Source organism: Bacillus stercoris (assembly GCF_029772985.1).
Taxonomy (GTDB): domain Bacteria; phylum Bacillota; class Bacilli; order Bacillales; family Bacillaceae; genus Bacillus; species Bacillus stercoris.
This window is the reverse complement of sequence record NZ_CP121861.1, coordinates 2,201,231-2,210,527: the sequence shown is the minus strand read 5'-3', so window position 1 is coordinate 2,210,527 and position 9,297 is coordinate 2,201,231. Positions and strand designations below refer to the sequence as shown.

Below are 9,297 nucleotides of genomic sequence, written 5' to 3'. Positions count from 1 at the left end.
CCCTCGCCGCAACATTTCTCATACGCTATCGTATGCCGGGGGAAGCCAATTCGCATGGGCATGAAAACCAAAGGAAATATCCAATTATGGTATGGATATGGACATAAAAAAATCCGCAGTGATCTGCGGATGAAACAGCTATTATCTGCCGTGCACTTCAGCCTCGTATTGATCCCAAGCTTCATCAAACGTTGCCATCGTGTGAAGATAATCAGCATTCAGCTCCAAATACGAACTGATTTCATGATAATCGGTTGATGTTTTCGGAAAGCTGTGATCCTCATACGCCTGATTGGCAAATTCACTGATGCTGTCCTTCGGCTTCGGGTGTCTGTATTTTAATAAATAGTGATAAAAGGATTTCATGGGTTTCCCCTCCTGGTGTCTGTCTTTTGTTGTTCTATTATACAGTTCAAGTGTAAAATTACAACAAAAGAATACTGAAACATGACTCAGGAGAAGTCAAAATAGTTGCGTTTCAAAATCCTTTCTGTCTCCATGAGCTGCTGATACGTTAGGCTTTCAGGCAGTTTTTTTGTTTGAATCAAAAGCAACTGATCCTCAATCTCCTTAACCGTATTTTCCTCTTGATAGCTCATACCGCAGGCAGCACATACCATGGCGGGGGTGTCTGTCAATTCTATAGCCCTCGTTCCATCAGGGAGCTCCCAGTACACGGTGTTCCTTCCGGGCACCGCTTCAAGTTCGCCGCACCATTCGCATGTTTTCATGAAGAATCTCCTCCGCTTTCAATCTCTTCCTGTTTTTTCTGCTGCGCCAAAAATTTCTTTTCTTTAAGCTGATCCCTTTTCTCACGGCGGTCTTTTAATGTTTCATGCTCCGGATTTGCGATGTATGCCTCTCTCCTTTTGATTCTGTCTATATTTTCAGGTGTAAATGAAACTTCTTTGTCAGCAAAAATAGCACTCAGCCCGACCGGATCCTTTTTGTCAGCGGTTTCAGGGAAAACGGACTCAAAATAAGCGTCTGCCTGGTTGGGGATATAATTCTCCGGTTCCGGATATGACGTAATCACACCTTCAAAATTTCTTAAGATGACTTTGTCTGGACTTTGTGACAGGACATAGTTTGGCTGCAGGGCGATTTTACCTCCGCCGCCTGGTGCGTCAACGACAAAGGTAGGTATGTTATTTTTTATTGTAAGTAAATAAAGACTACCTTATTCGGTAGTCTCCTTTTTTCTTTCTAAATAAAGTTTTCTTTTAAAATCCATAAAAGCTTTTGCCATCAATTCAAGATTCGGCTCATTTCTATATTTTACAGTGCAATTTTGAAGGTTGTACTTTTTGCATAATTCATCAATAGTCATTTTACCACCCTCCTATTGACAGGTGTATGACTTTCAGAATTTGTCCTATTCGAAAATTTCTTAATCAATTCCCCGCAAAGCTTGTTCAAATAATATGTATAGTTCACTTTCTTTTTCATCCAGCGCACTTCTGTACCGATCTCTTCACAAATTGCTATCGGGATACTGGACTTGTTAACTTTATTCTTATATGTATGCTCTAATTGTTTTTCAGCTATGTTTTTGTATTTCAAGAATTCATCAATATGTACGAAATAAACCTTGTTCTCAGGCTCTCTAAATTGAAACAGAAAACCAGGAATTATGTTTGGGTATTGTGCTGCTTCTTTTAAGTGTTTAATCTGCTGTCCTTTTATGATCTTCTCACTGAAGGAAATGGACTTGTTCTTTGTAGACTTTAGCTCAAAGGGGAACAAGTATCCGTTAAAATGCAGGAAACAGTCATATTTGTTTTTTGATATTGCTGCCCCTCTTTTCAAGAACATTGGATTAACATCTTTAATCCGGTAAAAGAACAACTTCTGATCCGCTGCAGATTTTTCAATGTTCGCTTCAAAAACTTTCCCTTGATTGTTTGCTCCCAATCAATCACTCTCCTAATCTATATTGAAGGTAAATTATGTATGTGCTAAAATCGTTGCTGAAAGAGCTGTACATAGTGAAAAAACAATGGAGACCAGTTGATTCAAGACTCAATGAGCTTATGCATGAATATAGCGTTTCAATTGAAGACCTTGTTGAACGTACTGGATTACCTAAACAACGTATTAATGATTATGTAAGTGGTTTTAAATCAAATATGAATATTGGAACAACAATGACGTTTGCTGATGCCATAGGTTGCTCTATAGAAGAGCTTTATGTATGGAACTTTAAAGAGCGCAGACAATTGATCAAATAAATCACATGGTGGTTCCCTTTTTGATCCACCTGATTTCCTGCATTAATTCCTCATTATTGTCGGCTAAGTTAATTAAGTTACGATGTGCTCTTTGCAAATCTTTTTCTTCAATGGCCTCCTTTACTGTTTTCATTTGTCTATCCATTTTGTTATACAGTGTATGAATTGAATGATAAGCCTCGTTAATTTTCTTTCTCCTCCACTAATTTTATTTTTATCCTTTTTACCATGGCTCCTCAATTGATTTTTAATCACTAATCCAATTTATAAATCGTCACTTTGTAATCACTAAAGATACTATCAATAAGCTCAGATATTATGTTCCAATCACCACCCGCTAAGCCACACCCAATACCATATGGAATAGCAACTGATTTATTTAACTGTTTGGACAACTCTTTCACTTCTTTTAATCCCCTTGTTAAAGCTTCTGTCTTTGTGTACACAGTTTTATCAAAGCGATTTTTCTTAATGTTAATCTGGCCGAATACGTTAGCAATAACCTTCCCATCACTGACTCGAACATAATTGACTAATCCTAATAAATCTTTATCAGTTAATCCTTTGTTTAAGTTGAAGTTTCTAAAAGACTGATATTCTTTCTTTACGTTTGAATACTTGTTCAGAATAGCCTTAGCCACTCCTGCACCCATGACCCCTTTACAGTTTACTTGTTGTACAATTATATCTTCAGTTGCATCTAAAATATTGCCTTTTTCGATTTTGATCATATATCTGCTCCTTTCTCAATAAAAGACCGATTTTATGTAGTTTTACATGCCAGAAAGACTCTGTTGATTAGCTCAAATACTGAATCCTCACTATCTGGATTAAATCTAATTAACTTATAACCTTTTCTTTTTATGTACTCTTCTCTAACCAATTCTTTGTGTTTCGAATAACTTTTATGTCCATGCTCATCACATTCAATAGCAACCTTCTCTTCAATGACATAATCAATATAGTAAGTTCCACACTTCACTTGTTCCTCAATACTGAATACGTCTTTAAAAGCTGTACTGATAAACACCCCTAACTTTTTCTCTTTTGCTTTATATTCTGCATTACCAATCACTACATCTGTAAATCTTTCTGGTAATTCAAGATGCCCAACGTTTTTCTGAAATTGTCTTGCGATAATGCTGTTCCGTAAAAGTAATCCTATTCTAAGTAAACCGTATATATTAACTAAGGATAGCCTTCTTACTTTTTTAAATTTGGGCGACTGAAAAATTGCTGCTTCCTGTTTCAATTTTTTCATTTCAACTGTTCTTATTTCTGAATATTGCTGTATTATTTTCATGTTCCTTTTCAATACTGTCTTAATTGTATCTTCAGGGACTTCGAAGTAATCACTTATCATCTGAACAGTGAATTCCTTTGTTGTTAATGACATTTCTATTGATTTAACTTGGTCAAGTATTTGTAGGTAATTGTCCATCCTCGTCCCCCTTTCTAAATAAAATCAACATTTTATTCATTCTTAGAAAATTGTCTATTGAAAAGTTCAATCGCTCTATCATAGGTTGCTAATTGTGCGAGATGTTTGTCAATATTACTACCATTTCCTTGCAATCCATCCGATATATATAATTGCTGATTGTTTTTTAACTTTGATTCTAAATTATCTAACATGTTACGAATGCTTGAAATTTGATTCTCTAATCGCATTTTAGCCTGTTCTCTTTCTGCTTCAAGCATAATTAAGTTTCTATTTTCTTTTGTCATATTGTCTCATTCTCCTTCTGTATAAAATTAGAATTTTATTTTCTCTCTCTCTTAGTCGGTTTTAATTAACCTCCCATGGATTAAATAGACCCAGTCTAAATGAATATACCCAACGACTTCTTCCTTTTCATTAACTAAATGAGTACCGTTTGATTTTTCAATTGTCTGTTTTGCAATCTCCGCATCTGTTTTGGAATAGTATGAAAAGGCCATAGGTTCTTCATCATGATCTTTATATACAACTGTCCACACATCATCTAATTTTTTCTTCACGAATTCACCTCATATTTCAAATGTCTTCAACTCAAACGTTTTATATGTATCAACTTGCTTATCTGGTATCACATTGACACTTGGGTAATTATCATAGTCATACGGATATCCGATACAATTCATGTGAAATCTCGTTCCATCTTTTTCAAACTCAGCTTGTAAATGATCATGGCCACAAATCCAATGTTTTGCGTTAATGAATGGTACTTCAACCATATAGCATGTATTAGGCTCAAATGGAGAGTAAGGATTGTGAACAGGTGGAACATGGGAAACAAAAACATCAACTTGGGTGTTTTCAAGCGCTTCATACCAATCCATTGATTCTTTCCACATTGCTCTTACTCCATCTTCTTTGCTGTATCCATTAATGGAAATGTAATTAGAATCATTTGACACCCCTCTATAGAAATCCCATCCTTCAATTCCTTTTGGTAGGTACCACATAACATCTCCTGCAAAAACTTTACCTTTGTATGTATCAGTTGTCTTAATTAAAGGAGTTACTTTATTTATGTCCGCAGCTTTTTTGATTAGATCATTCAACCTGCCTATTGAGTCTGAGTATTTTCTTTTTTGGCTCTTGCTAAGTAAGTAAAGATCATGATTTCCATATGTAAAGTAAACCTTCTCGTATTGCTTTGCTGCCTCATCCAAAACCCATAATGTTTGTTGATTCCATTCAGTAAAATCACCGGCAATGACTAATACCTCCCCATTACCGTTTGAGATTAACCTATTTACAATTTCTCTTGTTCGCTTCTCCCACTTAATTTGATTTACATTCCAGGGAATCCAATGATTAATATGAAGATCTGATACATAATCGATTTTCATTTTCGCCCACCTTTCTTAATGAAAAAATTAATTTCGTTGGCGCGTATAAATTAAAATAATCTCTCCATAATATGATTCAAACAAGCTTGTTTTCATTACACTTTAGGAGATGAATAAGATGGCTCAACAAAGCAGATCAAGAGCAAACAACAATAATGAGTTATTAATTCCTCAAGCAGCTTCAGCTATTGAACAAATGAAACTTGAAATAGCTTCTGAGTTTGGTGTTCAATTAGGTGCTGAGACTACTTCTCGTGCAAACGGTTCAGTTGGTGGAGAAATCACCAAACGTTTAGTTCGCTTAGCTCAACAGAACATGGGCGGTCAATTTCATTAAGGAGGGGTAAATCCCCTCTTTTTATGCTCCTTTCTAAACCATGCCATTACATTTAACCCTCTCACTTGCTCTACCACATTTTTCAATGGTATGATTTTCTATGCAAATATCATTTAGAGGTGTATTAACTTGTGGCAAAATAAGCACAAAACAAAGAAAAATAAGCGTTTGGTCAATATAATCATATTCTTCTTTAATTTCTGGCCTTGTGCTTGATTCCTAATTTTTCATTTACATAACTTTGTTTTTAAAATCATTATTTAAGAAATCAAAGCAGAAAGAGAGCAATACATGTTTAAAAATTTTTTCAATTCACATCCATTTATAAAAAGCATTTCAGAAATTCTAATCACAGCAATTTCTCTTGGTGTATGGTTTAGTGTGAATATAAATCATTACTTAGGTGTTTTTTTTGGATTCTTAACAGCTGGGATTATTAATTCAGTTTTAGGCTGCAGTTGGGAGCCAAAGAAGAAAACTGCACTGCATGATGAAGAGGTTTGACCTCTTCATTTTTTTGCGCCTTAATCTAAATAAAATACAGATTTTATTTAATAATCACTTTACTGAACAACTTTTTCACTTATTTCAATTTCACAGTCTTCCTTAAAAACTACACACAATTTCATTCTTATGTCGACTTCAGTTGTGTACCAAGTTTTAACCAAATATGCTTCTTGTATAAAATCCTCTTCTACTATTTCATAAACATTGCCTACAAAATTTCTGTACCATCCATGCCCCTTTATAATCCGTAAATTTTCTGGTTTCATTTATTCGTCCTCCTTTGCCTGCTCAACGATCTCATCGCGGCGTATTTGTGTGCTTTTCTCCGGCCGCCATAAACGTTCCTCTAGTGTCGTACAGACCGGAGTCGTTACCGTATTCACATCGCCAGGAATAATAACAACATCTTGATTCGTTTTTGCGTAGTGAACTACAAATCTATATGAATATGCTCCCCCAATAACGATATCTCCAAAACGAGACTTATAACCAAAATATTTATCGTCCTTCTTTTCAAATACCGTATTCGCATTATTGATTACCGTTTGACTCACATTTTTCATTTTTCAGCCTCCTGAGATATCATTTAATTGTTGTTTCAGGTCAAAGAATTCATCATGAAGAATTTTAAATTTATCCTTATTTATGTATGCTTTGTCATCATTAAAATCAAAAAGATATAAGTATTTTCTTTTATTTCTTCTAATAATTCGTAAAGCAATCGTGCAGCTTACCCATTCTTCATCTTCCAATTGGGTTAAGACTTCGCTTAACTCGAATAAGAATTCAAGCTTCTCTTTGTTTTGCTGAGTTTCAAGTCTTAAAAGATCCCTCTGTTTTTCAAGTAATGTTGTTTCAATTTGATATTTCTTTTCCTTTAAGACTCTTATCTGTTCGTTGGTGTTATGTATTTTGTCTCCTGCCTCCAATGAATCACCTCCTTAAAGTTTGAATAAAATATTAGTTTTATAGTAATTTTATTTTTACTCTAAATATATAAAAGAACAAGCTGATTAACTTGTCTCTATCTTATCACCTGTCCATTATGTTGTCTATATCTATTTTATTTTTATTCTTTATTTATTGGTTTAGCTTTATTAACCTTTTGTTCCGTAAGCAAGCTGGAGGCGATATTTCACCAATTTCATAATTCCTCAGCTCATTTGCTCATCTTCTGTGACCATAATTACCACCTCCCAATCACTCTAATCTTATCCTATAGGTTTCACTTTTAATGCACAATAAAGAGGCAGCATTAAACTGCTACCTCAAATGAAAGCCTGTCCCCATGTTTATAGTTGATTAACTTGAAATCATCAATGGTAAAGTCATAAAAATCTTTTACTTCAGGATTGATCCATAATTCAGGTGCTTCAAACTGCTCTCTTTCCATTTGGATTTTCAAATTATCTATATGACGTGTGTACACATGGCAATCACCAATGTTAAAGATATATTCACCAAGCTCATAACCAGTCACTTGAGCAATCATGCGCTGCAAAACATTGTACTGAAATACATTGAAGGGATTTCCCAATGCCATATCATTGCTCCGTGCTCTTACCTCTAGGTGGAGTTTTCCTTGCTTAACATACCATTGCGTCTCATATACACATGGTGTTAAGGCCATTGAGTCTAATTCATCAGGATTCCAAAGCATTGTAATGTGTCTCCGTGAAGATGGGTTGTTCTTCAATTGATGCAGAAGATAATCAACCTGATCTACCTTTTCTCCATTTAGATTTCTGTTTTTCTTGCCCAGCTGGAATCCATATGCATGTCCGATGCTGCCATCTTCTTGCTTCCACTGATCCCAGATATGTACGCCCATCTTGTTTAATTCTGTAACATCATTCGATTTCAGCTGCCAAATCCAGAGCAACTCTTTAATGGCTGTTTTCCAGGCGACTTTTTTTGTGGTTAAAATCGGAACCTCTGAGTTGTCGAACCTCATTTGCTTACTAATGACACTTAGTGTATGAGCCGGTGTTCCATCTGAGTCCCACTTGGTTCTTACATGAAATTCTTCGTCTGAGATTCCATTATTTATGATATCCTTTATAATTGAGTTGTATTGTTTATCAAATTGAGTCATATTTTAAGTTCCTCCTTAAAATTTTGAAAGGTGAGATATATGGTAACTATCCCTTATCCTAATTATGTAATTAAAGATACAATTTACTCTGACAGATCAACCTTTATTGAAGAGTTAAGCATAGATAAGAGAACAATTTTAGAAATTGAATTAAAGAATAACTCAAATAAGATTACTACGTTCATTTTAATGAATCCAAGTTCAGCTGATAGTACACTGTCAGACGCAACAATTAATCTCTTGCTTGAGTACGCATATTATAAGACTGATACAGGGAAAGCTAGATTTGTCAATGTATACCCTATTTGTGAGGGATCAGACATTCAAGAAGTTTTGAAATCGGTTGTAAATCACAGTGAATCTATGTATACCGCAGTTCAAGAGATGAACTTAAATAAAATTAAAAACTGCATAAAAGATGCAAATAGAATTTACTTAGCGACTGGCAATCCCATACGAATTAAGGAGCATAGAAAAGTCATGCACCTCCTTAATGGAAAAGAAAAAATCTGTTACGGGTTAATATTTAAGGATTATGATCGAATAAGCCCTAAACATTGTGCGTATCATCCTTCTCGAAAAGCTTGGGGATTGGATTATATTGAAGGGGAGTTCTTATTTTTCCATTATTGTCACTATTGGAATAATATTAAACTAAAATAAAGCTTCATAAAACGAAGATATACTCAGTATCCAAAATTGATTTTTAGAGGAGGAATTAACCTCCTCATCAATTCTTTAAATTGGCAACTGTTCATAACAAAGCCTACTGCACAATTGATAATTCCCATATGTTTGATACATACAAATGCTATAACATCGATTAGGATCACTATACGATGTGGAGACTTGATATTGAGGTAATAAATTATACAGAGGTGGTACGTACCACATTGGGTATTGTCTAAACATATTTAATTTTACTCCCTTCGCTCCCCCTGGTTTATTGCATTGTATTTATCTCATTATCAAATGTCATTTGTCCATGAGAAATTGGGCTTTTTTAAAATAATCCCCCTTTAATATCATTCACTTGATCAGCTCTTTAATTGCATGTGGTAACTGACCAATCCCTTTTACAATCCGTTTCTGACCAGTTTTCCTGATTTTTGTAGTCATCTCTTTAAAACACTCTAAAGCAGTATCTGCGATTTCATCATATAGCCCCTGAATTTTCACTAATACACTTAAATATTCTTCGTCACCTTCTTCAAATAGTGACAACCCTTCTTCAAGTTTGTTGATCTTTTCAATACTCTTTATTATTTTATTTTTATCCTTAAGCAATT

General features: G+C 34.7%; 18 protein-coding genes and 2 pseudogenes. 4 read left to right on the top strand and 16 right to left on the bottom strand.

The genetic code is table 11. From position 1 onward, the window contains the following. Nucleotides 1–141: 141 nt before the first annotated feature. From QA442_RS11920 to QA442_RS11900, 5 genes and pseudogenes are all read right to left on the bottom strand, one after another. A complete protein-coding gene (locus QA442_RS11920; RefSeq protein ID WP_003241575.1) occupies nt 142–366 on the bottom strand; it encodes a YozE family protein in 225 nt (74 codons plus the stop codon). 86 nt (nt 367–452) lie between these two features. After that, a complete protein-coding gene (locus QA442_RS11915; protein WP_040082864.1) occupies nt 453–731 on the bottom strand; it encodes a YokU family protein in 279 nt (92 codons plus the stop codon). Beyond that, nucleotides 728–1,147 (bottom strand): annotated as a pseudogene (locus QA442_RS11910) (lysine 2,3-aminomutase); the annotation flags it as partial. The pseudogene QA442_RS11910 and the gene QA442_RS11915, both read right to left, overlap by 4 nt. Nucleotides 1,148–1,180: 33 nt before the next feature. Beyond that, nucleotides 1,181–1,330 carry a hypothetical protein gene (locus tag QA442_RS11905; protein ID WP_279473035.1) on the bottom strand — a complete coding sequence of 50 codons (150 nt, stop codon included), beginning with the start codon at nt 1,328–1,330 and terminating at the stop codon, nt 1,181–1,183. Next, on the bottom strand, nt 1,327–1,914 hold the full coding sequence (locus tag QA442_RS11900; RefSeq protein WP_279473034.1) for a hypothetical protein: 588 nt from the start codon (nt 1,912–1,914) through the stop codon (nt 1,327–1,329). The genes QA442_RS11905 and QA442_RS11900 overlap by 4 nt, the downstream gene beginning before the upstream one ends. Before the next feature lie 74 nt (nt 1,915–1,988). On the opposite strand from QA442_RS11900, the gene QA442_RS11895 reads away from it, so the two are divergent. Beyond that, nucleotides 1,989–2,231: a helix-turn-helix domain-containing protein gene (locus tag QA442_RS11895; RefSeq protein ID WP_279473033.1), complete on the top strand. Its 243-nt coding sequence runs from the start codon at nt 1,989–1,991 to the stop codon at nt 2,229–2,231. A 1-nt stretch (nt 2,232) separates the two neighbouring features. Here the strand turns inward: QA442_RS11895 and QA442_RS11890 are convergent, their stop codons facing one another. From QA442_RS11890 to QA442_RS11865, 6 genes are all read right to left on the bottom strand, one after another. Then, nucleotides 2,233–2,418: a hypothetical protein gene (locus QA442_RS11890; protein ID WP_279474500.1), complete on the bottom strand. Its 186-nt coding sequence runs from the start codon at nt 2,416–2,418 to the stop codon at nt 2,233–2,235. A 67-nt stretch (nt 2,419–2,485) separates the two neighbouring features. Then, complete coding sequence (locus QA442_RS11885) at nt 2,486–2,962, bottom strand: macro domain-containing protein (protein WP_279473032.1); 477 nt, start codon at nt 2,960–2,962, stop codon at nt 2,486–2,488. Nucleotides 2,963–2,994: 32 nt separating this feature from the next. Beyond that, the gene (locus QA442_RS11880; protein WP_279473031.1) at nt 2,995–3,672 is read right to left on the bottom strand and encodes a DUF559 domain-containing protein; all 678 of its coding nucleotides are present in this window, start codon (nt 3,670–3,672) and stop codon (nt 2,995–2,997) included. Between the two features lie 32 nt (nt 3,673–3,704). Further along, a complete protein-coding gene (locus QA442_RS11875) occupies nt 3,705–3,959 on the bottom strand; it encodes a hypothetical protein (protein ID WP_147797683.1) in 255 nt (84 codons plus the stop codon). 51 nt (nt 3,960–4,010) lie between these two features. Continuing rightward, entirely contained in the window at nt 4,011–4,232 is a 222-nt protein-coding gene (locus QA442_RS11870; protein WP_163136918.1) for a hypothetical protein, read from the bottom strand. A gap of 9 nt (nt 4,233–4,241) precedes the next feature. After that, complete coding sequence (locus QA442_RS11865) at nt 4,242–5,069, bottom strand: metallophosphoesterase family protein (RefSeq protein ID WP_279473027.1); 828 nt, start codon at nt 5,067–5,069, stop codon at nt 4,242–4,244. Nucleotides 5,070–5,187: 118 nt separating this feature from the next. Here QA442_RS11865 and sspC point away from each other — a divergent pair, with 118 nt between their 5' ends. Next, nucleotides 5,188–5,406: an acid-soluble spore protein SspC gene (gene sspC / locus QA442_RS11860; protein WP_279473026.1), complete on the top strand. Its 219-nt coding sequence runs from the start codon at nt 5,188–5,190 to the stop codon at nt 5,404–5,406. A 291-nt stretch (nt 5,407–5,697) separates the two neighbouring features. Beyond that, nucleotides 5,698–5,910 (top strand): hypothetical protein, encoded by a 213-nt coding sequence (locus QA442_RS11855; RefSeq protein WP_279473025.1) that lies wholly within the window; start codon nt 5,698–5,700, stop codon nt 5,908–5,910. A gap of 59 nt (nt 5,911–5,969) precedes the next feature. On the opposite strand, the gene QA442_RS11850 is transcribed toward QA442_RS11855, so the two are convergent. The 4 genes from QA442_RS11850 to QA442_RS11835 all read right to left on the bottom strand — a co-directional run bounded on the left by QA442_RS11850 (nt 5,970) and on the right by QA442_RS11835 (nt 8,008). Further along, nucleotides 5,970–6,179, bottom strand: coding sequence for a hypothetical protein (locus QA442_RS11850; RefSeq protein ID WP_279473024.1), 210 nt, complete (start codon nt 6,177–6,179; stop codon nt 5,970–5,972). Next, a complete protein-coding gene (locus tag QA442_RS11845) occupies nt 6,180–6,476 on the bottom strand; it encodes a hypothetical protein (protein ID WP_032721845.1) in 297 nt (98 codons plus the stop codon). Nucleotides 6,477–6,479: 3 nt separating this feature from the next. Then, on the bottom strand, nt 6,480–6,842 hold the full coding sequence (locus tag QA442_RS11840) for a hypothetical protein (RefSeq protein ID WP_032721843.1): 363 nt from the start codon (nt 6,840–6,842) through the stop codon (nt 6,480–6,482). A gap of 326 nt (nt 6,843–7,168) precedes the next feature. Then, nucleotides 7,169–8,008, bottom strand: coding sequence for a thymidylate synthase (locus tag QA442_RS11835; protein ID WP_279473021.1), 840 nt, complete (start codon nt 8,006–8,008; stop codon nt 7,169–7,171). Nucleotides 8,009–8,047: 39 nt separating this feature from the next. Between QA442_RS11835 and QA442_RS11830 the strand changes: the two genes are divergently transcribed. After that, a complete protein-coding gene (locus tag QA442_RS11830) occupies nt 8,048–8,671 on the top strand; it encodes a DUF1643 domain-containing protein (protein WP_279473020.1) in 624 nt (207 codons plus the stop codon). Between the two features lie 340 nt (nt 8,672–9,011). Here QA442_RS11830 and QA442_RS11825 read toward each other — a convergent pair. Further along, a pseudogene (locus QA442_RS11825) lies at nt 9,012–9,295 on the bottom strand (hypothetical protein). Nucleotides 9,296–9,297 lie beyond the last annotated feature (2 nt).

Coding starts and splice junctions, on each gene's coding strand:
- QA442_RS11920 (WP_003241575.1), bottom strand. CDS start 366: ATGAAATCCTTTTATCACTATTTATTAAAATACAGACACCCGAAGCCG.
- QA442_RS11915 (WP_040082864.1), bottom strand. CDS start 731: ATGAAAACATGCGAATGGTGCGGCGAACTTGAAGCGGTGCCCGGAAGG.
- QA442_RS11905 (WP_279473035.1), bottom strand. CDS start 1,330: ATGACTATTGATGAATTATGCAAAAAGTACAACCTTCAAAATTGCACT.
- QA442_RS11885 (WP_279473032.1), bottom strand. CDS start 2,962: ATGATCAAAATCGAAAAAGGCAATATTTTAGATGCAACTGAAGATATA.
- QA442_RS11880 (WP_279473031.1), bottom strand. CDS start 3,672: ATGGACAATTACCTACAAATACTTGACCAAGTTAAATCAATAGAAATG.
- QA442_RS11875 (WP_147797683.1), bottom strand. CDS start 3,959: ATGACAAAAGAAAATAGAAACTTAATTATGCTTGAAGCAGAAAGAGAA.
- QA442_RS11865 (WP_279473027.1), bottom strand. CDS start 5,069: ATGAAAATCGATTATGTATCAGATCTTCATATTAATCATTGGATTCCC.
- sspC (WP_279473026.1), top strand. CDS start 5,188: ATGGCTCAACAAAGCAGATCAAGAGCAAACAACAATAATGAGTTATTA.
- QA442_RS11855 (WP_279473025.1), top strand. CDS start 5,698: ATGTTTAAAAATTTTTTCAATTCACATCCATTTATAAAAAGCATTTCA.
- QA442_RS11850 (WP_279473024.1), bottom strand. CDS start 6,179: ATGAAACCAGAAAATTTACGGATTATAAAGGGGCATGGATGGTACAGA.
- QA442_RS11845 (WP_032721845.1), bottom strand. CDS start 6,476: ATGAAAAATGTGAGTCAAACGGTAATCAATAATGCGAATACGGTATTT.
- QA442_RS11835 (WP_279473021.1), bottom strand. CDS start 8,008: ATGACTCAATTTGATAAACAATACAACTCAATTATAAAGGATATCATA.
- QA442_RS11830 (WP_279473020.1), top strand. CDS start 8,048: ATGGTAACTATCCCTTATCCTAATTATGTAATTAAAGATACAATTTAC.